We start from the raw sequence: 26,258 nt of genomic DNA, 5'->3' as shown, positions 1-26,258 counted from the left end.
AGGATGTTGCTTTTGCCCAGCTCGATGCCGTTGCTGGTGTCGCCGTTGCGCAGGCGCTTGTAGTGGTTGTAAACCGCTACCGCCAGCACCTTCTTCGCCCGCTCCTGGCCAATGACGTAGTCATCCAGATGCTCGCGGATTTCGTGTGGCGTCGGCAGCGAACTGCGCTCGCGATGGGGCGCGACCTCTTTGATCTCTTCGCGAATGATGTCGTTACATAAGTCGACGCATTCGTCGCAGACATACACTGACGGGCCGGCAATCAGCTTGCGGACTTCATGCTGGCTTTTGCCGCAAAAAGAGCAGTACAGCAGCTTTCCTGAACCGTCTTTGCGCTTATCTGTCATTAACTTGCCCCTCTTGTTTAACGCTGACGGCCCGGGCCGTCAGTCTGCCTTTATGACGGCAGCAATCTCTCAGCGCCGCTTAGCCGCGCTGGTTCAAAATGGAATCAACCAGGCCGTACTCCACCGCTTCGCTGGCAGAGAGGAAGCGGTCACGTTGGGTGTCGCGCTCGATGGTTTCTTCGCTCTGGCCGGTATGTTTAGCCATCAGTTCATTCATCATACGTTTGGTTTTGATGATTTCACGCGCGTGGATATCGATATCCGACGCCTGACCCTGGAAGCCGCCCAGCGGCTGGTGGATCATTACGCGCGAGTGCGGCAGGCAGTAGCGTTTGCCTTTCGCGCCGGCGGTCAGCAGGAATGAGCCCATCGAACAGGCCTGGCCCATACAGATCGTGCTGACATCAGGCTTAATAAATTGCATGGTGTCGTAAATAGACATGCCCGCGGTAATCACGCCGCCAGGAGAGTTGATATAAAGGTGGATATCTTTTTCCGGGTTTTCTGCTTCCAGAAACAGCATCTGCGCGACGATCAGGTTCGCCATATGATCCTCGACCTGGCCGGTCAGGAAAATGATGCGTTCCTTCAGCAGGCGGGAAAAGATGTCGTAAGAACGCTCTCCGCGAGAAGTTTGTTCAACCACCATTGGCACCAGAGCCATATGAGGTGCTGTTTGTTCACGTTCGCCACTGTATGACATTACCGTCTCCTGGATAAATTTCTCTTGGCAACACTACCAATTCTACTTGAGAGCGTTCCGGAACACTATGTCCCCAACTCCGACTCTGCCGAAAGCTATCGGCCAGCCTGAAGCTTTACCGTAACATTTCTATCTGGGGACGCAGCCCCGCTAATTCAAGCATAACAACGTTTTCAGACCGCTGCTAACCAGGAAAAGTAGCATAGACGATAATTTGCCGCTTTAATAAGCGAATAGAGGCCATAATGTTACGTCTGCCGACGGATAAAAGAAAAAGCCCGCGGTCATAGCGACGGCGGGCTTTGCTTTATCCTGAAATATCAGACGATCAGGCCGTTTGGGTCTGGTTCATCAGTTCCTGGAAGTTGGTTTCTTTTTCAGTCACTTTGGCTTTCGCCAGTACGGCTTCCACCGCCTGCTCTTCCAGCGCGACGTTACGCATGTTGTTCATCAGCTCATTGTTCTTGCTGTAGAACTCGATCACTTCTGATGGATCTTCGTATGCGGAAGCCATCTCTTCGATCAGCGCTTTCACACGATCTTCGTCCGCTTTCAGCTCGTGGCTGCGGATAACTTCGCCCAGCAGCAGACCAACCAGAACGCGGCGCTTAGCCTGCTCTTCGAACAGTTCACGAGGCAGCTCCAGAGCCTGCTTCTCGTTACCGCCAAAGCGCTGTGCAGCCTGACGCTTCAGCACGTCGATTTCGCTGTCGATCAGGGCAGCAGGCACGTCGATTTCGTTAGCGCTGACCAGGCCGTCGATCGCCTGAGTCTTGATGCGGTTGCGTACGGCGCCTTTCAGCTCGCGCTCCATGTTCTTACGAACTTCGGTGCGCAGACCCGCCACGGAACCATCTTCCACGCCGAAACGCTTGATGAACTCTTCGGTGAATTCCGGCAGTTCGCGCTCTTCAACTTTCTTCAGCACGATCTCAAACTTCGCCGCTTTCCCTTTCAGGTTTTCAGCGTGGTAATCTTCCGGGAAGTTCACGTCGATAGTGAAGGTTTCGCCCGCTTTGTGGCCTTTAACGCCGTCTTCAAAGCCTGGGATCATACGACCCTGGCCCATCGCCAGCACGAAGTCGGACGCTTTGCCGCCTTCGAACTCTTCGCCGTCTACAGAGCCGGAGAAGTCGATGGTCACGCGATCTTCAGCTTCCGCCGCGCGATCGGTTTCTTTCCAGGTCGCCTGCTGCTTGCGCAGGGTATCCAGCATCGCGTCGACATCTTCGTCGGTCACGGCAACAACCGGTTTTTCAACTTCGATCGCGTCCAGACCTTTCAGCTCGACTTCCGGGTAGACTTCGAACTCTACGGAGTAGGTGAAGTCTTCGCCGGTTTTGTATTCGCCCGGCACGTAGTTTGGCGCGCCAGCCGGATTGATTTTCTCTTTGATGATCGCATCAACAAAGTTGCGCTGCATCAGATCGCCCAGCACGTCCTGACGAACAGAGGCGCCATAACGCTGTGCAACCACGGTCATCGGCACTTTCCCTTTACGGAAACCGTCGATGCGCACTTTTTTCGCTACGCTGACCAGCTCATTTTTCACCGCGTTTTCGATCACATCTTTAGCAACGGTAATCGTAACGCGACGGCCCAGGCCCTGAGTTGTTTCTACTGAAACTTGCATCTTATTACCTCAAAAAATCACGTGCTCGGTCAACTTCAGACTCGCTTCGCCCACGCTGAGGCAAAGTAAGACTAAGAACCGGGACGGCCTCTGATGTCAGAACCGCATTCCCTGTTGTCAGAAGCGTCCCGAAGACATTCGGAAAAACAGACGCAGCATTATAGCGGCAACGGCAAAGCGAGTCGAGGCTGCAACACGCCAGCATTTTGTTAACGTTCACGCTTTTTGCTTCTGAGAGAGGTAAAAGAGGAAGTTAAGGCGATTTTTTCGCCCGGAAACAACAAAGCGGCCCGCAGGCCGCTTCAGATTTCAGATTAGTGCCTCAGGCCAGCGTGCCGGCGCCGCGACAGTTCGGTGAAGCGGGTACGGTGTCCTGCAGGCCCGCCCACTCTTTTTCGGTATAGGTATGCAGCGCCAGCGCGTGCACGCCTCCTGCCAGCTCGTCCGCCAGCGTGCCGTAAATGGCGCGGTGACGCAGCAGAAATCGCTGATTCAGAAAGCTGTCGCTGACGATGACCACCTTGAAGTGACTTTCCGCGCCCGCAGGAACATTGTGACGATAGCTTTCGTCGTGAACCTCCAGGTGCACGGGTGTAAATGCCGTTCTCAACTTTTCTTCTATTTGTTCGCGGATCATAACCCTACTCCTCTACGACCTGATGCGCCCCATCTTCTTAAATATTAGCCGGATTTCGCCGCCTGCCGATTCGTTAGCGGAAAAATATCTGCCGCTTCGGGCCGCTACTCTGCATTTTCCCGCGCCTTGCCGCAACCCTCCGCGCAACGGAAGCGGCTATCACAACAGAAACGAGAAGATAACATGATGAATTTGCGCCGCGTTAGGGCTTCCTCTTGCTACAGGCAATGTTATGATGACCCCGGTTTTGTCCGGACTACACCCCATAAAATCGAGAACATAAGCATGCTAAAAAAATTATTCTTTCCCCTGCTGGCCGTCATGATGCTGGCCGGCTGCGCCACCAGCAGCACCACGCTCAATATTTCGCCGGAAATCAAACTGCCGCAGCAGGATCCGAGCCTGATGGGCGTGACCGTCAGCATCAACGGCGCCGACCAGCGCACCGATAAAGCCCTTGCCAAAGTGAACCGCGACGGCCAGCTGGTGACGCTGACGCCTTCGCGCGATCTGCGTTTCCTGCTGCAGGAAGTGCTGGAGAAACAGATGGGCGCGCGCGGCTATATGATTGGCCCGAACGGCGCGGTAGATCTGCAGATCGTGGTCAACAACCTCTATGCCGACGTGACGCAGGGCAATCTGCGCTACAGCATCACCACCAAAGCGGATATCTCTATTATCGCCACCGCGAAAAACGGCAACAAGCAGGTGAAGAACTACCGCCAGACCTACAGCGTTGAAGGCGCGCTTACCGCCACTAACGATAAGATCACTAAAGCGGTCAACTCCACGCTGGGCGACGTTATCGACGATATGGCCCAGGACACCAGCGTCCACGAGTTCGTCAAGCAGAACGCCCGTTAATATAGTCTTGCCCGTCGCTCAGGCGGGCACTGTTTTAAGGTTCGTATGCCCAGTCACTATCTGCAAATTTTCACCCGTCGTAATGCTGCTCTTCTGCTTCTGCTCGGTTTCTCTTCCGGTTTGCCGCTGGCGTTGACTTCCGGCACGTTACAGGCCTGGATGGCCGTAGAAAATGTCGATATCAAAACTATTGGCTTCTTTTCGCTGGTTGGACAGGCTTACGTCTTTAAATTTCTCTGGTCGCCGCTGATGGACCGCTACACGCCGCCGTTTTTAGGGCGTCGCCGCGGCTGGCTGCTGCTGACCCAGCTGCTGCTGATTGTCGCCATCGCGCTGATGGGATTTATGCAGCCTTCCCGCGATCTAACGCTGCTTGCCGCGCTGGCGGTGCTGGTGGCCTTCTGCTCCGCCTCGCAGGATATTGTTTTTGATGCCTGGAAAACGGATATCCTGCCCGCGGAAGAGCGCGGCAGCGGCGCGGCGATCAGTGTCTTCGGCTACCGGCTGGCGATGCTGGTGTCTGGCGGGCTGGCGCTCTGGCTGGCCGACCGCTATCTCGGCTGGCAGGCTATCTGGTGGCTGATGGCGGCGATGATGATACCGGGCGTTGTCGCCACGCTGCTGGCGAAAGAGCCGGACGACGCGATAGCGCAGCCGCGCTCGCTGGAAGAAGCGGTGCTGGCGCCACTCAGAGACTTTTTCACCCGCAATAACGCCTGGCTGATCCTGTCGCTGATCGTGCTTTATAAGCTTGGCGACGCTTTTGCCGCCAGCCTGACCACCATCTTTCTGATCCGCGGCGTAGGCTTCGATGCCGGCGATGTAGGCCTGGTCAATAAAACGCTCGGCCTGTTCGCCACTATTCTCGGCGCCCTATACGGCGGCGTGCTGATGCAGCGGCTGAGCCTTTATCGCGCGCTGATGCTGTTCGGCATTCTGCAGGCGCTCTCTAACCTCGCCTACTGGCTGCTGTCGGTAACCGACAAGCATCTTTACAGCATGGCCGCTGCGGTCTTCGCGGAAAATCTCTGCGGCGGGATGGGGACAGCAGCCTTCGTGGCGCTGCTGATGACGCTGTGCAACCGCTCGTTTTCCGCCACGCAGTTCGCACTGCTTTCCGCTCTTTCTGCCGTTGGGCGCGTTTATGTCGGGCCGGTCGCAGGCTGGTTCGTCGCCAACTGGGACTGGCCCGCCTTTTACGCCTTTTCCGTAGCGGCGGCGCTGCCCGGCCTGATTCTGCTGGCGGGCTGTAAGCGCACGCTGGATCGGGCGGAGAAAACGCGTGAGTTCGCGCCGCGCGATAGCTGGCCCACGGCTTATCGCTGGGCGATTCGTCTGCTGCTGATCGGCTGCGCGCTGGCGGGCGTTGGGCTGCTGCTGCTGGCGCTGGACGCCGCGAAGCTGATGCATGTCGATCATCTGCTTAGCGTGCTGTTTAGCAGCGCGGCGCTGCTGGGCCTTGCGGGCGTGATGCTGGGGTCGCTGCTGGACTATCTGGCGCTGCGCAGAGCGCCTGAGTAGGCCAACTAATCCTGTAAGCTCTGATACCAGGCTGTTACGCCGGCTCCAGCTGGCGTAGCAGAGCGAGTCATCCCCACAAACCAGCGGGCGAATATTAATTAAAATTAATAACGGCGCTGAATAATGTGACATTGCTCACGTAAAAAGGCGCGGTCAGTGCGGAAAGTGATAGCCTCATCCGCAGCGCTTAAGGCAAACTCAGCCCTCGCTAAACCGGCAAAACCGTTGTTAAAATCAGCTATTTACATTAGCGTCATTGCTACAAACGCTTATTACCGGGATAGCCCGGCACGGGTAGCAGAAAATAAGCTAACAGCAACTTAACAAACCCCTTTTTTTTCCGCTGAAATTTGCGGCGGCGACGCGGGAAATTCAGTCAATTTTTAACAATTGCGCCGCTGCGTTTATTTCCGCCCGTCCGTTATTTCTTAAAGATTCTCACCTTTACATTTACAAATTAACGCGTAACAAAAACCGCTGCGAAACTATTTTTGTTTATTTGACATAGATCAAATGATAAAAATATGTTAAATAATTGGGTGCCAATTTCGCTGTTTATAGCGTCCATGATTTCTCAAGGGGCTTTTCCATCTGTTTTTGTTATATTGCGGCCAAAGCCTTGCTGTTATTCATATTTTGTCACCCTCCGCAACATCTGTGACAGTGTTTGCAAAAGGTGTCAACACCGCGCTGACACAAGCTGTTGCTGGTTTACAGTACTGAAACGTTCCCGTAAAATGCCGCCACACTTAAACGACAATAGAGCCCTTGTCATTGAGGTCGTTAAATGAGACTCAGGAAATACAATAAAAGTTTGGGGATTCTGTCATTAATCGCAGGCACTGTATTGTTAAGTGGCTGTGATAGTGCATTGTTGAGTCCCAAAGGACAGGTTGCAATGGAGCAACGTTCGCTGATACTGACAGCCTTCGGCTTGATGATGATCGTCGTTATTCCCGCAGTCCTGATGGCAGTGGTATTCGCCTGGAAATATCGGGCATCGAATACTGAAGCAAAATACAGCCCGAACTGGTCACACTCGAATAAAGTGGAAGCCGTGGTCTGGACTGTGCCAATCCTAATCATTCTCTTCCTTGGCGTTCTGACGTGGAAATCAACCCACGCGCTGGAACCAAGCAAACCTCTGGCTTCCGACGTGAAACCAATTGAGATTGATGTGGTGGCGCTGGACTGGAAATGGTTGTTTATCTATCCGGAGCAGGGTATCGCTACGGTCAACCAGATCGCTTTCCCGGCTAACACGCCAGTGACCTTTAAGATCACTTCGAACTCCGTGATGAACTCCTTCTTCATTCCTACCCTCGGTAGCCAGATCTACGCTATGGCGGGTATGCAGACTCAGCTGAATCTGATCGCGAATGAAGCCGGCACGTTTGACGGTATCTCCTCTAACTTCAGCGGTCGCGGCTTCTCCGGCATGAAGTTCAAGGCCATCGCCACGCCTGATAATGCAGCATTCGATCAGTGGGTAGCGAAAGCTAAAGAGTCTTCTAACCAGCTGATGACCATGGATGATTTCGAGAAACTGGCTGCGCCAAGCGAAAACCATCCGGTGGAGTTCTTCTCTACGGCGAATCCAGATTTGTTCAAGCAGGTGATTGGCAAATTCAAGATGAACCACGGGAAAATGGACATGCCAATGCACGAAGGCATGGACATGAACGAAGCCTCTCATGCGGGAGCCGAGGAATAATACGATGTTGGGAAAATTAACCCTTGATGCAGTTCCGTACCACGAACCGATTATCGTGGTTACGGTTGCCGCCATCATTCTTGGTGGTTTGGCCGTTGCTGGAGCAATTACTTACTTCGGTAAGTGGCAATACCTGTGGAGCGAATGGCTGACGTCCGTCGACCACAAAAAACTCGGTATCATGTATATCATCGTGGCTTTCGTCATGCTGCTGCGCGGCTTTGCCGATGCGGTGATGATGCGTAGCCAACAGGTGCTGGCTTCCGATGGCGGCGCCGGCTTCCTGCCGCCTCATCACTACGACCAGATCTTCACCGCTCACGGCGTGATCATGATCTTCTTCGTAGCGATGCCGTTCGTTATCGGTCTGATGAACATCGCTGTTCCTCTGCAGATCGGCGCGCGCGACGTGGCCTTCCCGTTCCTGAACAACCTGAGCTTCTGGTTCACGGCTGTGGGCGTGGTGCTGGTTAACCTGTCGCTGGGCGTGGGCGAATTCGCTCAGACCGGCTGGCTGGCTTATCCGCCGCTTTCCGGCGCGGAGTACAGTCCGGGGGTCGGGGTCGACTACTGGATATGGAGTCTGCAGCTCTCCGGTATCGGTACGACATTAACAGGGATTAACTTCTTCGTTACTATCCTGAGAATGCGTGCGCCGGGCATGACCATGTTCAAAATGCCTGTTTTCACCTGGGCATCGCTGTGTACTAACGTGCTGATCATCGTCTCCTTCCCGGTTCTGACCGTGACGCTGGCGCTGCTGACCCTTGACCGTTATCTGGGCTTCCATTTCTTCACCAATGATATGGGCGGCAACATGATGATGTATGTCAACCTGATTTGGGTCTGGGGCCATCCGGAAGTATACATCCTGGTTCTGCCGGTCTTCGGCGTCTTCTCTGAAGTCGTTGCGACCTTCTCGAAAAAACGTCTGTTTGGCTATACCTCACTGGTGTGGGCGACGGTGGTTATTACCGTTCTCTCCTTCATCGTGTGGCTGCACCACTTCTTTACGATGGGTGCAGGCGCGAACGTTAACGCCTTCTTCGGCATCATGACGATGATTATCGCCATTCCGACCGGTGTTAAGATCTTCAACTGGCTGTTCACCATGTACCAGGGCCGCATTCAGATGCACTCTGCCATGCTGTGGACCGTAGGCTTCCTGGTCACCTTCTCTGTAGGTGGTATGACCGGCGTTCTGCTGGCGGTGCCAGGTGCTGACTTCGTGCTGCACAACAGTCTGTTCCTGATTGCCCACTTCCATAACGTAATTATCGGCGGTGTGGTATTCGGTTGCTTTGCTGGCGTGACTTACTGGTTCCCGAAAGCGTTTGGCTTCACGCTGAACGAAAAATGGGGCATCCGCGCCTTCTGGTTCTGGATTATCGGCTTCTTCGTTGCCTTTATGCCGCTGTACGCGCTGGGCTTCATGGGTATGACCCGTCGTCTGAGCCAGAACATCGATCCGCAGTTCCATCCTCTGCTGGTTGTAGCGGCAGTAGGTGCGGCGCTGATCGCCTGTGGCGTACTGTGCCAGATCACTCAGTTCTGGGTATCCGTGCGTGACCGCGAGCAGCTGCGCGATCTGACTGGTGACCCGTGGGGCGGCCGTACGCTGGAGTGGGCAACCTCTTCACCACCACCGTTCTACAACTTTGCTGAAGTGCCAGTTATCCACGAGCGCGATGCGTTCTGGGAAATGAAAGAGAAAGGCGAAGCTTACAAACGTCCTGCTAAGTATGAAGAGATCCATATGCCGAAAAACAGCGGCGCGGGTCTGATCATCGGTCTGTTCAGCATGATCTTTGGTTTCGCCGCTATCTGGCACATCTGGTGGCTGGTTGGTCTGTCATTTGTCGGCATGATCCTTACCTGGATTATCAAGAGTTTTGACGATGACGTGGATTACTACGTGCCCGTTGCCGAGATCGAAAAAATCGAGAATCAGCACTTTGACGAAATTAGCAAAGCAGGTCTGAAAAATGTCAACTGAAACTCTGACTAAGCACCACGACGCCCATGCGGAGCATGGGCATCACGATGCGGGAGCCAACAAGCTGTTTGGCTTCTGGATCTACCTGATGAGCGACTGCATTATCTTCGCAACGCTGTTTGCGACCTATGCAGTAATGGTCAACAGCACCGCTGGCGGCCCGTCAGGCAAGGATATTTTTGAACTGCCTTTTGTTCTGGTTGAAACCGCTCTGCTGCTGTTTAGCTCCATTACCTACGGCTTTGCCGTGATCACCATGGAAAAAGGGTCCAAATCCGCCGTTCTCGGCTGGCTGGGCCTGACCTTCCTGTTTGGTCTGGGCTTTATCGGGATGGAAATCTATGAATTCCATCACCTGATTACCGAAGGCTTTGGCCCGCAGCGCAGCGGCTTCCTGTCAGCGTTCTTTACGCTGGTTGGTACGCACGGTCTGCACGTGACCTCAGGTCTGATCTGGATGCTGGTGCTGATGTATCAGGTTGCTACTAAAGGCCTGACCTCCACCAACCATACCCGCGTGATGTGCCTGAGCATGTTCTGGCACTTCCTGGACGTTGTCTGGATCTGCGTATTCACCATTGTTTATCTGCTGGGGGCCATGTAATGAGCAAGACATTAAGCGATCATGGTACCTCTCACGGTAACGTGAAGACTTATATGATCGGCTTTATCCTGTCGATCATTCTGACTGCGATTCCATTCTGGATCGTCATGGAAGGCGGCGCGTCTAAATCGACGATGCTGGCCGTGGTGGTGATTGCAGCCGTGGTACAGGTGCTGGTGCATCTCTATTACTTCCTGCACCTCAGCACGTCTACCGATCAGCGTTGGAATCTGGTGGCGATAGTCTTTTCCGCCGTCATCATTCTGATTGTCGTAGTGGGCTCTATATGGATTATGTGGAACCTCAATTACAACATGATGGTCCGTTAAAGAGTCGCCTGTGATGATTAAGCAATACCTGCAAGTAACGAAACCAGGAATTATTTTCGGGAATTTAATTTCTGTCATCGGGGGATTCCTGCTGGCTTCTAAAGGCAGCATCGACTATTCCCTGTTTCTCACCACCTTAGTCGGCGTCTCGCTGGTGGTCGCATCGGGTTGTGTTTATAACAACTTTATTGACCGTGACATCGACGTAAAAATGGAGAGAACCAGAAACCGTGTGCTGGTAAAAGGCCTCATTTCTCCGACAGTCTCTCTGGTTTATGCAACCGTTCTGGGTATTGCTGGATTCGCGTTGCTGTATCTCGGAGCAAACCCGCTGGCCATGTGGCTGGCGGTGATGGGCTTTGTGGTTTACGTCGGTATTTACAGCCTCTATATGAAGCGTAAATCCGTGTACGGCACGCTGATTGGTAGTCTTTCCGGCGCTGCGCCGCCGGTTATCGGCTACTGTGCCGTCAGCAACCAGTTCGACGCTGGCGCGCTGATCCTGCTGGCTATCTTTAGCCTGTGGCAGATGCCGCACTCCTACGCGATTGCCATCTTCCGCTTTAAAGATTATCAGGCAGCGAATATCCCGGTTCTGCCGGTGGTAAAAGGCATTTCGGTGGCGAAAAACCATATCACGCTCTATATCCTGGCGTTTATGGTCGCTACCCTGATGCTGACGCTGGTAGGTTACGCGGGCTATAAGTATCTGGTGGTCGCCGCCGCCGTAAGCGTATGGTGGCTGGGAATGGCGCTGTCGGGCTACAAGACGCAGAACGATCGCGTCTGGGCGCGCAAGCTGTTCGTTTTCTCCATCGTCGCTATTACCGCGCTAAGCGTGATGATGTCGGTCGATTTTATGACGCCGGCCTCAAAGGATTTACTGACCTACGTCTGGTAACTTCCACCTCCTCTAAAGGGCGCGACTATCGCGCCCTTTCTTTTTGTTACTACTTTAATTAATAAAAATTTTACCCACCTTTCCCAACGCCTTAAAATATGTTCACCAGATGAACTGAGGTAGTAATGAACGATAATAAAATGACGCCGGTCGAACTGCGTGCGACCTGGGGTTTGGGAACGGTATTCTCCCTGCGTATGCTGGGCATGTTTATGGTTCTGCCTGTCCTGACCACTTATGGCATGGCGTTACAGGGAGCAAGCGAGGCGCTGATTGGGCTTGCCATTGGTATTTACGGTTTAGCGCAGGCCGTATTTCAAATTCCTTTTGGACTACTTTCCGACAAAATTGGCCGCAAGCCGCTGATCGTAGGCGGATTGCTGATTTTTGTGCTCGGCAGCGTGATTGCGGCCAGCACCACGTCGATTTGGGGCGTGATTCTGGGCCGCGCACTGCAGGGTTCCGGCGCCATTGCGGCGGCGGTGATGGCGCTGCTTTCCGATTTAACGCGCGAACAGAATCGCACCAAAGCGATGGCTTTTATCGGTATCAGCTTCGGCATCACTTTCGCTATCGCTATGGTGCTCGGCCCCATCGTGACTCACGCGCTGGGCCTGCACGCGCTGTTCTGGATGATCGCGCTGCTGGCGACCAGCGGCATCGTGATTACGCTGCTGATGGTGCCCTCCGCTTCCAGCCATCTGCTTAACCGCGAATCCGGCATCGTTAAAGGCAGCTTCCGCGCCGTGCTGGGCAACAGCCGTCTGGTGAAGCTGAATTTCGGCATTATGTGCCTGCATATTCTGCTGATGTCGAGCTTTGTGGCGCTGCCCGGCGAGTTTGAGCAGGCGGGCTTCCCGGCGGAGCAGCACTGGAAGATTTATCTTGTCACCATGCTGATCGCTTTCGGCGGCGTGATCCCCTTTATTATCTACGCGGAAGTGAAGCGCCAGATGAAGCGGGTATTTGTCGCCTGCGTGGCGATAATCCTGATTGCGGAGATCGTGCTCTGGGGCGCCGGCCCTCACTTCTGGACGCTGGTTGTCGGCGTGCAGCTGTTCTTTATCGGCTTTAACCTGATGGAGGCGATTTTGCCTTCGCTGGTCAGCAAAGAGTCGCCGCCTGGCTATAAAGGCACCGCGATGGGCGTCTACTCCACCAGCCAGTTTATCGGTGTGGCGATCGGCGGCAGCCTCGGCGGCTGGCTGTATGGGCATTTCGACGCCTCCATGGTCTTTGTGGTCGGCGCCTTTATCGCCGTGATCTGGCTGCTGGTGAGCTGCACGATGCAGGAACCGCCTTATGTCAGCAGCCTGCGCATCGTGCTGCGCGATGATGTCACCGATATCGCCGCGCTGGAAAAACGTCTGAAGGCGCAACCGGGCGTGGCCGCGGTCTTTATCGTACCGGAAGAGCGCAGCGCCTATGTGAAGATCGACAGCAAAGTCACCAGCCGCCCGGAACTGGAAGCGCTGGTCGGCAGCTGCTGAACCATGAAAAAATGGGGCGTTTCGCCCCATTTTTAACCGCCCTGCCCTTTCGTTTAATCGCGGAAGTTTTTGAACTGGAAAGGCTGGCCCAGATTGCCGCCGCGCACCAGCGCCATCGCGCCCTGCAGATCGTCGCGGGATTTACCGGTCACGCGGATCTCCTCGCCCTGAATCTGCGACTGCACTTTCAGCTTGCTCTCTTTAATCAGCTTGGTGATTTTCTTCGCCACGTCGGCCGGAATACCCTTTTTCAGTTTGGCTTCCACCGCCCAGGTTTTGCCGCTGTGCTCAATCTCTTCCGGCACTTCCAGCGCGCCGTTCTCGATGCCGCGCTTAAGCAGCTTTTCACGCAGGATATCCACCAGCTGCTTTACCTGAAAATCGGATTCGCTTAATACCTTAATGCTTTCGTTTTTCTCATTCAGCTCGTAGCTGGCCGTCACGTTGCGAAAATCGAAACGGGTGGAGAGTTCGCGGTTGGCATTCTCTACGGCGTTGCGGACTTCCTGTAAATCGATCTCTGAAACGATATCGAAAGATGGCATGATTTATTCTCCTGAATCTGTTGTGACAGGCATAATACCCACTTAGCACCAGTAAAAAAACCATCGACACGGAAAGCTATAATAAGAATAGCTCTGCCGACGCGGCCCGAAGCCCGGCAGAAACCACACAGCCCGCGTGCGGGGAGGATAGATGAAGATTACCGTATTGGGATGCGGCGCTTTAGGGCAGATCTGGCTTGCTGCGCTGGCGGCCCAGGGTAACGAGGTTCAGGGCTGGCTACGCGTGCCGCAGCCTTACTGCTCGGTGAACGTCATTAACCTTGACGGCACGACGACGAATAAAACCTTTATCGCCAACGACCCCACTTTTCTGGCGCAAAGCGATCTGCTGCTGGTCACGCTAAAGGCCTGGCAGGTATCGGAAGCGGTTAAAAATCTGCAATTTATCTTGCGCGAGTCCTGCCCTGTGCTGCTGCTGCACAACGGCATGGGCACGCTGGACGAGCTCAAATCGCTTCCTCAACCCTTACTGCGCGGCATTACCACTCACGCGGCAAAGCGCGACGGCACCGTTATCGTCCACGTCGCTGCCGGCGTTACCCATATCGGCCCGACCTCGCCGGACAGCGCGCTGCTCAGCGAACTGGCGGAGACCTTGCAGCAGGCGCTGCCGGACGTCGCCTGGCACAATAACGTCGCCTCCGCCGCCTGGCAAAAGCTGGCCGTCAACTGTGTGATTAACCCGTTAACGGTGCAGTATGACTGTGCTAACGGTGAGCTGCTGCAGCATCCGCAGGAGGTTGCCGCGCTCTGCAATGAAGTGGCGATGGTTATGGAGCGCGAGGGTCAGCACACCTCGCGGGAAACGCTGCTGGACTATGTGCGGGCGATTATCAGCGCCACGGCCGCGAATACGTCCTCCATGCTGCAGGATGTGCGCGCCCAGCGGCGTACGGAAATAGACTATATCAACGGCTACGTTATCCGCCGCGCGCGGGCGCAAGGGTTGTCCACGCCGGAAAACAGCCGACTTTATGAAATGATTAAGCGTAAGGAACAAGATTATGAGCGCGAGCGTACTGGTTTGCCTGGCACCTGGCAGTGAGGAAACTGAAGCCGTCACCACTATCGATTTGCTGGTGCGCGCCGGGATTGCGGTAACCACCGCCAGCGTTACGGACGACTGCGGCAAAGAGATTGTCTGTTCGCGCGGCGTGCGGCTGTTGACCGACGCCACGCTGGTTGAGGTTGCCGACAATGACTTCGACGCTATCGTATTGCCCGGCGGTTTGAAAGGCGCGGAGGCGTTTCGCGACAGCCCGCTGCTGGTGGAAACGGTGCGGCAGTTTCATCAGTCCGGCCGTATCGTCGCGGCGATATGCGCCGCGGCCGGAACGGTGCTGGTACCGCATAACCTTTTTCCGGTCGGCAATATGACCGGCTTTCCCGGCCTGAAGGAAACCATTCCGGAAAATCAGTGGATGGATAAACGCGTGGTCTGGGATCGCCGCGTCAATTTACTGACCAGCCAGGCACCAGGCACTTCGATAGATTTCGCGCTGAAGCTGATCGATCTGCTGGTTGGCAAAGAGAAAGCGCATGAGGTCGCGCAGCAGCTGGTGCCGGCCGCCGGGATTTTCGACTATCGCGAATGGGTGGAGTAGCGCGTGATTACTTCGCCTTTATGTGACCAATAGATCTGGCATTCGTCCATTCTGGCATTGTTCGCAGCGGCAGAGGCTGAGCGGATTAGCGGCCCGTTTTCGCGCATGGACGCGCGAAACGAGCCTGCAGGGACGGATTCACGGCGTGACCGTGTTCCGATCTGCCTCTGCTGCTGGTTCATTAATCCGAAAGCGACCTGTTATATCATCCCAGGCGCTACAGTCAGCGCCCTTGTTTGCCGCTACGGACGATAAACCTTCACGTTTTTAAAGCCCTGCTCATGCAGATAGAGCGCCTGCAGACGGCTCATCACGCCGCGATCGCAGTAGAGCAGCCAGGTTTTGCTCTGGTCGAGATCGCCAAACTGCGTGCTGAGCTTATAGAACGGCATTCCTTTCACTTCAACACCGTCCAGCTCCAGCGGTTTGTCGTCCTGTTCGTCCGGGGAACGAATATCCAGCACCACATCGTTGTCGCCGAAGGAAACCACGGTTTCCACTTCCACCACTTCCTGCTCCGTCTCTTCCGCAATCTGGCGGATATCCACGTTGGTGGCTTCCTCGATAACCTTATCCAGAATAGCGAAATCGAAATTCTGCTCTTCCGCTTCGATTCTGGACTTCACCGCTTTTACCGTCGGGCTTTTTGAAATCACGCCGCAGTATTCCGGCATGGTGCGGGCAAAATCTTCCGTGCCGATATGGCGCGCCAGCTTGATGATGTGCTCTTTATCATGGGAAATCAGCGGACGCAAAATCAGCGTATCGGAAGCGTTGTCGATCAGGCGCAAGTTGGTCAGCGTCTGGCTGGATACCTGGCCGAGCGCTTCGCCGGTCACCAGCGCCTGTACGCCGTAGCGTTCGGCGATAGTTGAGGCCGCACGCACCATCATGCGCTTCAGCACCACGCCCATCTGGCCGTCGTCCACTTTCTCCAGGATTTCGCCGACTACCGGCTCAAAGTTGATAGCGACAAAACGCACCTTGTGCGAGCGGCCGAAGCGATTCCACAGATAGTGCGCAACCTGACGTACACCGATCTCATGCGCCGCGCCGCCCAGGTTGAAGAAGCAGTAATGCACGCGACAGCCGCGGCGCATCAGCATATAGCTGGAGACGCCGGAGTCAAAGCCGCCGGAAATCAGCGACAGCACATCTTCCTGGCTGCCGATAGGGAAACCGCCGATGCCTTCATAGCGACCGGTGATCAGCAGCAGGCGATCGTCTTCGATCTCCAGATTCACCGTGACCTGCGGATGGTTCAGCTTTACCTGAGCGCTTTCGACGTGCTGGTTTAGTCCGCCGCCAACGTAGCGTTCGACATCCTGAGAGCTGAACTCATGCTTGCCGCGGCGCTTCACGCGTACGGAGAAGGTTTTGCCTTCGATACGCTCGCGGTTCATCGCCAGCGTCTGCTCAAAGATATTATGCAGATCGGTATAGGGACGCTCTTCCACTTCCAGTACGTGATGAATGCCGGGAATGCGCGACAGCTCATCAATAATATAGCCGCGCTGGCTTTCGTTTTTGGAACGGACTTCGATATGGTCCCAGTGGCGCACCACGGCCAGCGTCTCGTCGCACTCTTTCAGCACGTTACGGATGTTCGTTGTTAACATTTTGATAAAACGCAGGCGAACGGACTGGCTTTTGATGGTGATTTCAGGGAATAATTTAATGATAAACTTCATGGCGGCACGGGCTCAACGGGCAATAAGTGCTGAAATGGAGCGCACTTAGCTGGTAAAATCAGAGAATTGCAAAGTAGCTTACGCCCTTCACATCCAGGGGGAGAGGATTGTATCACATCCGCCCGGCGACTGCTTCTTCAACAGCGGTCGGAATCATTATTTTGCTTATCAATTTGAGTCGGCTACCATGAGTGGCCTGACAAAATAAAAACATCACTGAGCTAACGTTATTATGCCGAAAAAAGCCGAACAGCCCGCCAGTTTTGAAACCTCGCTCGCCCAGCTGGAGCAGATTGTTTCCCGTCTTGAGAGCGGCGACCTGCCGCTGGAAGAGGCGCTCAACGAATTTGAACGCGGCGTGCAGCTGGCGCGCGCGGGCCAGCAGAAGCTGCAGCAGGCGGAACAGCGCGTGCAGATCCTGCTTAACGACGATAAAAATGGCGATCTGCAGCCCTTTACGCCGGAAAACGACTGATGGATTTTAGCGCTCTTCTCACCGCGCAGCACGCACGCGTCAACCAGGCATTACAACACTTTATTAGCGCTCTGCCTTTTCAGCAGTCGCCGCTGGTCAAGGCGATGGAATATGGCGCGCTGCTGGGCGGCAAACGCCTGCGTCCTTTCCTGGTTTACGCCACCGGCCAGATGCTCCATGCCGATGACGCCGCGCTGGACGCGCCGGCCGCCGCGGTCGAGTGTATCCATGCTTACTCGCTGATCCACGACGATCTGCCGGCGATGGATGACGACAGCCTGCGGCGCGGCCAGCCAACCTGCCATATTAAATTTAGCGAAGATACGGCTATTTTAGCTGGCGACGCCCTACAAACGCTCGCCTTCACTATACTTGCCGATACCAGCATGCCAGGCGTAACGGCAGAGCATCGTATCGCGATGATTTCCGAGCTGGCTCAGGCCAGCGGCGTGGCGGGCATGTGCGGCGGCCAGGCGTTGGATCTGGCGGCGGAAGGCCAGCAGGTCGGCCTGAACGAGCTTGAGCAGATCCACCGCTACAAGACCGGCGCGCTGATCCGCTCAGCGGTGCGGCTGGGCGCTTTAGCCGCGGGCCAGCGTGGCCGCGAAGCACTGCCTGCGCTGGATCGCTACGCCGAAGCTATCGGCCTGGCGTTCCAGGTGCAGGACGATATTCTGGATGTGGTGGGCGATACCGCCATCATCGGCAAACGGCAGGGAGCCGATCAGCAGCTTGGAAAAAGTACCTACCCGGCCTTGATGGGACTCGAGAGCGCGCGGGCAAAAGCGTGGGAACTCTGTCAGGAGTCGCTCAGCGCACTGGAAACGCTTGCCGCGCAAGGCTTCGACACAACATCATTACAAGCGCTTGCAAGCTACATAATTGAACGCAATAAATAACTTCCACAATGAGTCTCTGATGAGTTTTGATACTGTAAAATATCCGACGCTGGCGCAGGCCGCTTCGGTACAAGAATTACGTTCGCTTCCGAAAGAGAGCCTGCCAAAACTCTGTGATGAGCTACGACAGTATTTACTCGACAGCGTCAGCCGCTCCAGCGGTCACTTTGCCTCGGGTCTGGGCGTGGTGGAGCTGACCGTTGCCCTGCACTACGTCTACAACACCCCTTTCGATCGCCTGATCTGGGATGTGGGTCACCAGGCCTATCCGCATAAAATTCTGACCGGTCGTCGCGATCGCATCGGCACCATCCGTCAGAAAAACGGCCTGCATCCTTTTCCGTGGCGCGACGAGAGCGAATATGACGTCCTGAACGTCGGCCACTCCAGCACCTCGATCAGCGCCGGGCTGGGTATCGCCGTCGCCGCCGAAAAAGAGGGCAAGGGCCGCCGCACCGCCTGCGTTATCGGTGATGGCGCCATCACGGCGGGCATGGCCTTTGAGGCGATGAACCACGCGGGCGACATCAAATCCGATCTGCTGGTGGTGCTGAACGACAACGAGATGTCGATTTCAGAAAACGTCGGCGCGCTGAACAACCGCCTGGCGCAGATCCTCTCCGGCAAAACCTATTCACGCCTGCGCGAAGGCGGCAAAAAAGTACTGACGGGCCTGCCGCCGATCAAAGAGCTGGTGAAACGCACCGAAGAGCATCTGAAAGGCATGGTAGTGCCGGGCACGCTGTTTGAGGAGCTGGGTTTTAACTATATCGGGCCGGTCGATGGTCACGACGTGCTGACGCTGGTACAGACGCTGCGCAATATGCGCGATCTGAAAGGCCCGCAGTTCCTGCACATCATGACGAAAAAAGGCAAAGGCTACGCGCCGGCGGAGAAAGATCCCATCAGCTGGCACGCGGTGCCTAAGTTCGATCCGGCCAGTGGACTGTTGCCGAAAGCGGCTGAAGGTCTGCCGAGCTACTCTAAAATCTTTGGGCAGTGGCTGTGCGAAACCGCAGCGGACGATCAGCGGCTGATGGCGGTAACGCCAGCCATGCGTGAAGGTTCCGGCATGGTCAGCTTCTCGCGTGACTATCCGCAGCAATATTTCGACGTGGCGATAGCCGAGCAGCACGCCGTGACTTTCGCTGCCGGACTGGCGATTGGCGGCTATAAACCGGTTGTAGCGATTTACTCAACTTTCCTGCAGCGCGCTTACGATCAGCTGATCCATGACGTGGCGATCCAGAAGCTGCCGGTGCTGTTCGCCATCGATCGCGGCGGCATCGTCGGCGCGGACGGCCAGACGCATCAGGGCGCTTTCGATATCTCCTTCCTGCGCTGTATCCCCAATATGGTGATCATGACGCCAAGCGATGAGAACGAGTGTCGCCAGATGCTCTACACCGGCTATCACTACAATGCCGGGCCAAGCGCGGTACGCTATCCTCGCGGAACGGGCACCGGCGCCGAACTCGCGCCGCTGGCGTCGCTGCCGTTAGGTAAAGGCGTGGTGAAGCGCGAAGGCGAAAAGCTGGCCATCCTCAACTTCGGCACGCTGCTGCCGGAAGCGGCCGCCGTCGCGGAATCACTCAACGCCACGCTGGTGGATATGCGTTTTGTGAAGCCGCTGGACGAGGCGCTGATTATTGAGCTGGCCGCCAGTCACGAAGCGCTGATCACGCTGGAAGAAGGCGCAATCAAAGGCGGCGCAGGCAGCGGCGTGATTGAGCTGCTGATGGCGAAACGCGTATTGGTACCGGTACTGAATATCGGCCTGCCGGATGAGTTTATTCCACAGGGCACTCAGGAAGAGATCCGCCACGACTATCTGCTGGATGCCGAAGGCATCGAACAACAGATCCAGGCCTGGCTGGCGCTATAATCCCGCACGATGCTCCCCATCCGGGGAGCACGCCACCTGCTATGCTTAGGCCTTTGCGCCTTTTCAACATCAGCAGGAGCACGCATGAAATCCATCAAGTTAGGTAGCACCGATCTCACCGTATCCCGTTTATGCCTGGGCTGTATGACCTATGGTGAACCAGATCGGGGTCGCCACGCCTGGACACTGCCGGAAGAGAGCAGCCGCCCGCTAATCAAGCAGGCGCTGGAGGCCGGAATTAACTTTTTCGATACCGCCAACAGTTACTCCGACGGCAGTAGTGAAGAAATTGTGGGCCGAGCGCTGAAAGACTATGCCCGCCGCGATGAAATCGTGCTGGCGACCAAAGTCTATTTTCCGATGAGTAATCTTACGGGCGGCCTCTCTCGCGCCAACATTATGCAGTCGATAGATGACAGCCTGACTCGTCTGGGCACCGACTATGTGGATTTATTGCAGATTCACCGCTGGGATTACAATACGCCGCTGGAAGAGACGCTGGAAGCGCTGCATGACGTGGTGAAGGCCGGGAAAGCCCGCTATATCGGCGCGTCGTCGATGTACGCCTGGCAGTTTGCCAAAGCGCTCTATACGGCAGATCGCTACGGCTGGACGAGGTTTGTCAGTATGCAGGATCAGTACAATCTGATTCAGCGTGAGGAAGAGCGAGAAATGTACCCATTATGCCAGGCGGAAAACATTGCCGTTCTGCCGTGGAGCCCGCTGGCGCGCGGTCGCCTGACGCGTCCCTGGGGCGAAACAACGGCGCGTACCGCTTCCGATGAGTATGGCGCCACGCTCTATGCCAAAAGCGAAGAAAACGACGCCGCTATCGCGCAGCGCCTGGCGACCATCGCCGAAAAACGCGGCGCCAGCCGGGCGCAGATAGCGCTGGCGTGGCTGCTGGCAAAACCTGTGGTGACCGCGCCGATTATCGGTGCGTCACGTTCGGAACAGCTGGCCGATCTGGTTAAAGCCGTGGATATTGAACTGACGCCGGAAGAGGTAAACGAACTGGAAAGCGCCTATCAGCCGCACTCTGTGGTGGGTTTTGAATAAAGGGTTATAAAGTAAAGAGGCCAGCGTATTTGCGCTGGCCTCTTGGTATCGCGGCGCGCTACAGCGCCAGATGGTGCCCGGCATAATAGAGAATGCCCGCCGAAATAATCCCGGCGACGATATCATCCACCATGATGCCCATACCGCCGTGCACGTTGCGATCGAACCAGCGAATTGGCCAGGGTTTCCACATATCCAGCACGCGGAAGATCACAAAGCCCGCCAGCACCCATTGCCAGCTGTTGACCGGAATAGCCATCAGCGTAATCCACATGCCGATAAACTCGTCCCAGACGATGCTGCCATGATCGTGTAGGCCCATATCCTTCGCGGTGCGATGGCAAAGATAGACGCCAATGCAGATGCCAAACATCACCAGCAGGGAATAGATATCCTGCGGCAGAAAGGACATCAGGTACCAGAAAGGAATAGCCGCCAGCGATCCCATCGTTCCCGGCACTACAGGGCTAAGGCCGCTGCCGAATCCGGTCGCCAGCAGATGCCACGGATTGCTCATCCGCAGCCGTTTTTTCGCTTCGCGCTTATCCAAAATGATCGAATCCTTTCAGGTTGCGTTGCACCGGCCGATTGTTCTCCAGCAGCACCAGCCCTTCGGACTGCGGCGCCAGCTGGCCAACACAGGTAAAAGGCACGCCGTAATGGCCCAGCGCCACGTCAAGCGCGCCGCGATTGATTTCCGGCACGGTAAAGCAGAGTTCATAGTCTTCGCCGCCGCTCAGCGCCCAGTTTATCGCCTGCTCCGGCGTAAAGTGGCTCTGCATCACGCCGGAGAGCGGCAGCGCGTCCAGATTCAGGCGTGCGCCGCAGCCGCTGGCCTGCAGAATATGGCCCAGATCGGAGATTAAGCCGTCGGAAATATCGATAGCGGCGCTGGCCAGATCGCGTAGCGCCTGACCCTGCAGAATACGCGGCATTGGCCGCAGATGGCGCTTGATTAGCGCCTCATGCGCGGCGGGATCGCTGATTTTAATGCGGTGCTGCAGCAGCGCCAGCCCTGCCGCGCTGTCGCCCAGCGTGCCGGTCACATAGATCCAGTCGCCGGGACGTGCGCCGGAGCGCTTCAGCGCCCTGCCCGCCGGCACCAGGCCATGAATGCCCAGCGTCAGACTCAGCGGCCCGCGCGTGGTGTCGCCGCCGATCAGCTGCATATTGTAGTAGTCCAGCAGTTCGAACAGGCTGTCGCTAAACTCTTTCAGCCAGGCTTCGTTGACTTCAGGCAGCGTTAACGCCAGCGTCAACCACGCGGGATCGGCGCCCATCGCGGCCAGATCGCTGAGGTTCACCGCCAGCGCTTTATAGCCGAGATCGGCCGGATGAATATCCCGCAGGAAATGGACGCCCTCGACCAGCGTATCGGTGCTGATCGCCAGCGTCTGTTTTTCGGGCAGGTTAAGAAGCGCGCAGTCGTCGCCGATGCCTTTTTCCACATCGCGACGAGAGCTGGTTACGCGATTGAAATAGCGCGCAATAAGTTCAAATTCGCCACATGCCATAATGCTTTCCAGCAGAAAAAAGAAAGAAGGCCGGATAAGACCGGCCTGAGAGGATTACTTCCTGTTGGGGCGGATTTGCGGTGCGGCTTTATCCAGCACGCCATTGACGAATTTATGACTGTCTTCAGCGCCGAACACTTTCGCCAGTTCAATCCCCTCGTTGATAGCAACTTTATAGGGAACATCGGAGCGCTTGCTCAGCTCATACAGCGAAATGCGCAGAATCGCCTTCTCTACCTGACCCAGCTCTTCCAGCTGACGGGAAAGGTAAGGCTTCATCAGGCCGTCAAGGTATGCGCTGTTGGTCGCAACGCCGCCCAGCAGCTCGCGGAAATAGCTGATATCAACGTCTTTGACGTCTTGCTCCGCCAGAAACTGGTATTCGACATCAGAGATGTCGTTATTGGACAACTGCCAGGAGTAAAGCGCCTGGACAGCGCATTCACGGGCGCGGCGACGAGCAGCAGGTTTCACAAAATTCCCCTTAAAATCAGGCTTTGATGGCTTTCAGTACGTTAATCATTTCCAGTGCGGTCAGAGCGGCTTCCGCCCCTTTGTTGCCCGCTTTAGTACCGGCGCGTTCGATGGCCTGCTCGATGTTTTCCGTGGTCAGGACACCAAAAGCAACCGGAATATCGCTGTTCATAGCGACGCTGGCCAGGCCAGAGCTGGCTTCGCCAGCAACATATTCGAAGTGGGCGGTGCCGCCGCGGATCACGGTGCCTAACGCCACGACCGCGTCGTGTTTGCCGGCTTTCGCCAGCGCGCGCGCCGTCATTGGCATCTCGTAAGCGCCCGGTACCCAGATAACAGTGATGTTTTCATCTTTTACCTGGCCGATACGCTTCAACGCATCCAGGGCGCCGCTCAGCAGGCTGTCGTTGATAAAGTTGTTGAAACGCGCAATAACAATGGCCACGCGCGCGTCAGGAGTAGCAACAGCAGCTTCGATAACGTTCATAATCTTCCTTTCAGGGTTTGTTATGGCCCCGCAGGGGGGCGGATTCTATCACACTCTTTAACGCTCTGCTTCCGCTTTTCTGCAGAGCGCTATCGCGGCGTTAGCGTCAGGCGCAAATCCGGCCCGACCTGACGACTATCGCTGAATATAAACGTCGGTGCTTCAGCAAGTTGTGCTAAAGCGGGCAGATGGCACAAACCGCGCGCGCCATCGCCCAATAATTTCGGCGCAAGGTAGACGATCAGCTCGTCCACCACGCCTGCGGCCAGCAGCGCGCCAGCCAGTTCCGCGCCCGCTTCCACCCAGACAGTGTTGATCTGGCGGCGTCCCAACAGCATCAGCAGCGCCACCAGATCGGTGCGTCCCTGTACAGAAGGCACGCTGAACTGCTCCACGTTGTCCGGCCACTTCTGTTCGTCCGGCTGCTGACGCGCCAGCCAGGTTTCGCCAGGCTGGGCGATCAGGCGATGCTGCGGCGTAACGCGGTTTTGGCTGTCGATAACGACTCTCACCGGCTGACGCAGATGCTGGCGAGCATACGCCGCCTGCACATCCTGATTCAGCTCGTCCCAGCGTACCGTCAGAGAAGGATCGTCAGCCAGCACCGTCGCGCTGGTGGTCAGGATGGCGGAGCTTTGCGCTCGCAGGCGCTGCACGTCGCGACGCGCTTCCGGCGAGGTGATCCACTGGCTTTCGCCGCTGGCCATCGCCGTACGGCCATCCAGCGACGCGCCCAGCTTAAGCTGCACCCAGGGAAAACCGGTGCGCATTCGCTTCAGGAAGCCGCGATTCAGCGCCTCCGCTTCCTGCATCATCACGCCGTGGCTGACTTCGATCCCGGCCTGCTGCAGGCGATAAAGCCCGCGTCCCGCTACCTGTGGATTGGGGTCCTGCATCGCAACGACGACTCGCGCCACGCCTGCGGCGATTAGCGCGTCGCAGCACGGCGGCGTACGGCCATGATGACTACAGGGTTCCAGCGTGACGTAAGCCGTTGCGCCGCGAGCCTTCTCGCCCGCCATGCGCAGCGCGTGAACTTCGGCATGGGGTTCGCCCGCGCGAAAATGGTAACCTTCGCCGACGATTTCACCGTCGCGAACGATGACGCAGCCAACGTTAGGGTTTGGCGTTGTGGTGAAGCGTCCGCGTCTGGCCAGCTCCAGCGCGCGCGCCATATAGCGTTCATCCATACCTTAATCCTGTAAGCGGGCGATCTCTTCGCCGAATTCGCGGATATCTTCAAAGCTGCGGTAAACCGAGGCGAAGCGGATATAGGCGACCTTATCCAGCTTTTTCAGTTCATCCATCACCAGGTTGCCGATCATTTTACTGGGCACTTCCCGTTCGCCAGTGGAACGCAGCTTGCTTTTAATATGGCTGACGGCGTTTTCCACGTCGTCCGAGCTGACCGGCCGTTTCTCCAGCGCTTTCATAATGCCGCTGCAGAGCTTGTCCTCGTTGAAAGGCTCGCGGATATCGTTGCTTTTTACCACGCGCGGCATCACCAGTTCGGCAACTTCAAAAGTGGTGAAACGCTCATGGCACACCAGGCACTGACGGCGACGGCGCACCGAGGTTCCTTCGCCAACCAGGCGGGAGTCGATGACTTTAGTATCCACAGCGGAACAGAACGGGCAATGCATGATGCTTCCTGATGGTCTGGAAAAGTGTGCACAGTGTAGCGCGAAGTGGCGGGCAACAAAATATCGGGCTCTCCTTCTTTGGCTTTTCAGGCGGTTCGCACAACAGCGAGTCGGCCAGCGTCTCGTTCTTCCGCTATACTCACAAAACGCGCGAGCGTAATTTTTTCTCAAAACAGGGATTAGACGGAGGAGATATGGGTTTATTTAACTTTGTAAAAGAAGCTGGCGAGAAGTTATGGGATTCGGTGAGCGGCGCTGGCGAGGACCAGAGCGCGAAGCTGAAAGAGTATATCCATAAACTGGGCCTGCCAGGCAGCGACAAGGTTGACGTGAAGGTGGACGGCGACAAAGCCAGCATCAGCGGCGACAGCATTTCTCAGGAGCTGAAGGAAAAGATCCTGGTCGCGGCAGGCAACGTGGCCGGCATCACCCATGTGGAAGATAATGTTAAGGTCGAACAGGCCGGTACGGAAGCGAAATTCTATACGGTGAAAAAAGGCGATACGCTGAGCGCCATCTCCAAAGAAGTCTATGGCGATGCGAACAAGTATCAGCAGATTTTCGAAGCCAACAAGCCGATGCTTTCCGACCCGAACAAGATCTATCCGGGCCAGACTTTACGTATTCCGCAGTAGGCGCCCGTGAAGAAACTCCTGAAAAAGGCAGCGCTGCTGCCTCTTATCGTTTTGCTGGCGAGCTGCGCTTCATCGCAGCAGAAGCCGCAGATCGTGAAGCTGCATAATCAGGTTGGCAAGCTCAATACGCAGGTAGAGCAGCTGACCGAGCAGGCAACCGCGCTAACCCGGCAGAATGGGCTGAACAGCAGCTCCACTCAGGGCGCGTGGCTGCTGCCGGTCGCTAATACGGCCGTGCCGCTGCAGAGCCAATTGGGCGAGGTCAGACTGTCGCTCAGCCATGTCGAAAGCGAAGCCAACGGCACACGAGCGATTCTGCACATTCGCTCGGCGGCGGACAACAGCCTGCCGGCGTTTACCGCGACGGTAGAATGGGGCGAACTGGATCCCACTACGGGCAAACCGCTGCAGGTCAGCAGCCAGAGCCAGAGCTTTAGCGTGGCCGCCTCGCTCCTGCCGCGTAGTGAAGTGACGGTGCCGCTGCGCCTGAGCAACCTGCCGCCGGAGCAGCTTGGCTATGTGCGCGTACACGATCTGGTCGCGCAGAGCGCGCCAGCGCCGTAATAACGTTTCAGCCATAAAAAAAG

At 56.1% G+C, this 26,258-nt stretch carries 28 protein-coding genes; 16 read left to right on the top strand and 12 right to left on the bottom strand.

The genetic code is table 11. The features are described 5' to 3' along the window. The 4 genes from MKZ79_RS15320 to bolA all read right to left on the bottom strand — a co-directional run. The coding region (locus MKZ79_RS15320; RefSeq protein WP_336143365.1) for a ClpX C4-type zinc finger protein at positions 1–347 on the bottom strand (347 nt) is incomplete at its 3' end. Positions 348–426: 79 nt separating this feature from the next. Beyond that, positions 427–1,050 carry an ATP-dependent Clp endopeptidase proteolytic subunit ClpP gene (clpP, locus tag MKZ79_RS15315; RefSeq protein WP_336143364.1) on the bottom strand — a complete coding sequence of 208 codons (624 nt, stop codon included), beginning with the start codon at positions 1,048–1,050 and terminating at the stop codon, positions 427–429. A 328-nt stretch (positions 1,051–1,378) separates the two neighbouring features. Then, positions 1,379–2,683: a trigger factor gene (tig, locus tag MKZ79_RS15310; protein WP_336143363.1), complete on the bottom strand. Its 1,305-nt coding sequence runs from the start codon at positions 2,681–2,683 to the stop codon at positions 1,379–1,381. Positions 2,684–3,005: 322 nt separating this feature from the next. Further along, the gene (gene bolA / locus MKZ79_RS15305) at positions 3,006–3,320 is read right to left on the bottom strand and encodes a transcriptional regulator BolA (RefSeq protein WP_336143361.1); all 315 of its coding nucleotides are present in this window, start codon (positions 3,318–3,320) and stop codon (positions 3,006–3,008) included. 285 nt (positions 3,321–3,605) lie between these two features. Between bolA and MKZ79_RS15300 the strand changes: the two genes are divergently transcribed. From MKZ79_RS15300 to MKZ79_RS15265, 8 genes are all read left to right on the top strand, one after another. Next, positions 3,606–4,184 carry a lipoprotein gene (locus MKZ79_RS15300; RefSeq protein WP_336143360.1) on the top strand — a complete coding sequence of 193 codons (579 nt, stop codon included), beginning with the start codon at positions 3,606–3,608 and terminating at the stop codon, positions 4,182–4,184. 45 nt (positions 4,185–4,229) lie between these two features. Beyond that, complete coding sequence (ampG, locus tag MKZ79_RS15295) at positions 4,230–5,705, top strand: muropeptide MFS transporter AmpG (protein ID WP_336143359.1); 1,476 nt, start codon at positions 4,230–4,232, stop codon at positions 5,703–5,705. 787 nt (positions 5,706–6,492) lie between these two features. Beyond that, positions 6,493–7,419 carry a cytochrome o ubiquinol oxidase subunit II gene (gene cyoA, locus MKZ79_RS15290; RefSeq protein WP_336143357.1) on the top strand — a complete coding sequence of 309 codons (927 nt, stop codon included), beginning with the start codon at positions 6,493–6,495 and terminating at the stop codon, positions 7,417–7,419. 4 nt (positions 7,420–7,423) lie between these two features. Further along, positions 7,424–9,415 (top strand): cytochrome o ubiquinol oxidase subunit I, encoded by a 1,992-nt coding sequence (cyoB, locus tag MKZ79_RS15285; protein WP_336143355.1) that lies wholly within the window; start codon positions 7,424–7,426, stop codon positions 9,413–9,415. After that, positions 9,405–10,019, top strand: a complete 615-nt coding sequence (locus MKZ79_RS15280) for a cytochrome o ubiquinol oxidase subunit III (RefSeq protein WP_336143354.1) — start codon at positions 9,405–9,407, stop codon at positions 10,017–10,019. Before cyoB ends, MKZ79_RS15280 begins: the two co-directional genes overlap by 11 nt. Beyond that, positions 10,019–10,348, top strand: coding sequence for a cytochrome o ubiquinol oxidase subunit IV (locus MKZ79_RS15275; RefSeq protein ID WP_312046973.1), 330 nt, complete (start codon positions 10,019–10,021; stop codon positions 10,346–10,348). The genes MKZ79_RS15280 and MKZ79_RS15275 overlap by 1 nt, the downstream gene beginning before the upstream one ends. 13 nt (positions 10,349–10,361) lie before the next feature. Beyond that, on the top strand, positions 10,362–11,249 hold the full coding sequence (cyoE, locus tag MKZ79_RS15270; protein WP_125288628.1) for a heme o synthase: 888 nt from the start codon (positions 10,362–10,364) through the stop codon (positions 11,247–11,249). A gap of 125 nt (positions 11,250–11,374) precedes the next feature. Continuing rightward, positions 11,375–12,739 carry an MFS transporter gene (locus MKZ79_RS15265; RefSeq protein ID WP_336143350.1) on the top strand — a complete coding sequence of 455 codons (1,365 nt, stop codon included), beginning with the start codon at positions 11,375–11,377 and terminating at the stop codon, positions 12,737–12,739. Positions 12,740–12,792: 53 nt separating this feature from the next. Here MKZ79_RS15265 and MKZ79_RS15260 read toward each other — a convergent pair whose 3' ends face one another. Further along, positions 12,793–13,284 carry a YajQ family cyclic di-GMP-binding protein gene (locus MKZ79_RS15260; protein WP_336143348.1) on the bottom strand — a complete coding sequence of 164 codons (492 nt, stop codon included), beginning with the start codon at positions 13,282–13,284 and terminating at the stop codon, positions 12,793–12,795. A gap of 151 nt (positions 13,285–13,435) precedes the next feature. Here MKZ79_RS15260 and panE point away from each other — a divergent pair, with 151 nt between their 5' ends. Together panE and yajL are read left to right on the top strand one after the other, a co-directional pair. Then, positions 13,436–14,350: a 2-dehydropantoate 2-reductase gene (panE, locus tag MKZ79_RS15255; RefSeq protein ID WP_336143346.1), complete on the top strand. Its 915-nt coding sequence runs from the start codon at positions 13,436–13,438 to the stop codon at positions 14,348–14,350. Beyond that, positions 14,310–14,909, top strand: coding sequence for a protein deglycase YajL (gene yajL / locus MKZ79_RS15250; protein WP_336143344.1), 600 nt, complete (start codon positions 14,310–14,312; stop codon positions 14,907–14,909). The genes panE and yajL overlap by 41 nt, the downstream gene beginning before the upstream one ends. Before the next feature lie 242 nt (positions 14,910–15,151). On the opposite strand, the gene thiI is transcribed toward yajL, so the two are convergent. After that, positions 15,152–16,600 (bottom strand): tRNA uracil 4-sulfurtransferase ThiI, encoded by a 1,449-nt coding sequence (gene thiI / locus MKZ79_RS15245; protein WP_336143342.1) that lies wholly within the window; start codon positions 16,598–16,600, stop codon positions 15,152–15,154. Positions 16,601–16,832: 232 nt separating this feature from the next. On the opposite strand from thiI, the gene xseB reads away from it, so the two are divergent. The 4 genes from xseB to MKZ79_RS15225 all read left to right on the top strand — a co-directional run bounded on the left by xseB (position 16,833) and on the right by MKZ79_RS15225 (position 20,918). After that, the gene (gene xseB / locus MKZ79_RS15240) at positions 16,833–17,075 is read left to right on the top strand and encodes an exodeoxyribonuclease VII small subunit (protein ID WP_336143340.1); all 243 of its coding nucleotides are present in this window, start codon (positions 16,833–16,835) and stop codon (positions 17,073–17,075) included. Then, positions 17,075–17,974, top strand: a complete 900-nt coding sequence (gene ispA, locus MKZ79_RS15235) for a (2E,6E)-farnesyl diphosphate synthase (protein WP_336143338.1) — start codon at positions 17,075–17,077, stop codon at positions 17,972–17,974. Before xseB ends, ispA begins: the two co-directional genes overlap by 1 nt. Before the next feature lie 19 nt (positions 17,975–17,993). After that, positions 17,994–19,859 (top strand): 1-deoxy-D-xylulose-5-phosphate synthase, encoded by a 1,866-nt coding sequence (gene dxs / locus MKZ79_RS15230; protein ID WP_336143336.1) that lies wholly within the window; start codon positions 17,994–17,996, stop codon positions 19,857–19,859. An 84-nt stretch (positions 19,860–19,943) separates the two neighbouring features. Then, positions 19,944–20,918 (top strand): aldo/keto reductase, encoded by a 975-nt coding sequence (locus MKZ79_RS15225; RefSeq protein WP_336143334.1) that lies wholly within the window; start codon positions 19,944–19,946, stop codon positions 20,916–20,918. A gap of 58 nt (positions 20,919–20,976) precedes the next feature. Here the strand turns inward: MKZ79_RS15225 and pgpA are convergent, their stop codons facing one another. From pgpA to nrdR, 6 genes are all read right to left on the bottom strand, one after another. After that, the gene (pgpA, locus tag MKZ79_RS15220; RefSeq protein WP_336143386.1) at positions 20,977–21,435 is read right to left on the bottom strand and encodes a phosphatidylglycerophosphatase A; all 459 of its coding nucleotides are present in this window, start codon (positions 21,433–21,435) and stop codon (positions 20,977–20,979) included. Between the two features lie 25 nt (positions 21,436–21,460). After that, positions 21,461–22,432: a thiamine-phosphate kinase gene (thiL, locus tag MKZ79_RS15215; RefSeq protein ID WP_336143333.1), complete on the bottom strand. Its 972-nt coding sequence runs from the start codon at positions 22,430–22,432 to the stop codon at positions 21,461–21,463. Between the two features lie 54 nt (positions 22,433–22,486). Continuing rightward, entirely contained in the window at positions 22,487–22,906 is a 420-nt protein-coding gene (nusB, locus tag MKZ79_RS15210) for a transcription antitermination factor NusB (RefSeq protein WP_336143331.1), read from the bottom strand. Between the two features lie 16 nt (positions 22,907–22,922). Next, a complete protein-coding gene (gene ribH, locus MKZ79_RS15205; RefSeq protein WP_336143330.1) occupies positions 22,923–23,393 on the bottom strand; it encodes a 6,7-dimethyl-8-ribityllumazine synthase in 471 nt (156 codons plus the stop codon). A gap of 89 nt (positions 23,394–23,482) precedes the next feature. After that, positions 23,483–24,583: a bifunctional diaminohydroxyphosphoribosylaminopyrimidine deaminase/5-amino-6-(5-phosphoribosylamino)uracil reductase RibD gene (gene ribD / locus MKZ79_RS15200; protein ID WP_336143329.1), complete on the bottom strand. Its 1,101-nt coding sequence runs from the start codon at positions 24,581–24,583 to the stop codon at positions 23,483–23,485. Between the two features lie 3 nt (positions 24,584–24,586). Beyond that, positions 24,587–25,036: a transcriptional regulator NrdR gene (gene nrdR / locus MKZ79_RS15195; protein WP_125288405.1), complete on the bottom strand. Its 450-nt coding sequence runs from the start codon at positions 25,034–25,036 to the stop codon at positions 24,587–24,589. Positions 25,037–25,230: 194 nt separating this feature from the next. On the opposite strand from nrdR, the gene lysM reads away from it, so the two are divergent. Both lysM and MKZ79_RS15185 read left to right on the top strand, forming a co-directional pair. Further along, a complete protein-coding gene (gene lysM / locus MKZ79_RS15190; protein ID WP_336143327.1) occupies positions 25,231–25,671 on the top strand; it encodes a peptidoglycan-binding protein LysM in 441 nt (146 codons plus the stop codon). Positions 25,672–25,677: 6 nt separating this feature from the next. Next, positions 25,678–26,235 (top strand): DUF3251 domain-containing protein, encoded by a 558-nt coding sequence (locus MKZ79_RS15185; RefSeq protein ID WP_336143323.1) that lies wholly within the window; start codon positions 25,678–25,680, stop codon positions 26,233–26,235. Positions 26,236–26,258: the final 23 nt, after the last annotated feature.

This window comes from Erwinia sp. CGal63 (assembly GCF_037026505.1).
Taxonomy (GTDB): Bacteria; Pseudomonadota; Gammaproteobacteria; order Enterobacterales; family Enterobacteriaceae; genus Erwinia.
The sequence above is the reverse complement of the archived record's forward strand: the minus strand, read 5'-3'. Positions and strand labels throughout refer to the sequence as shown.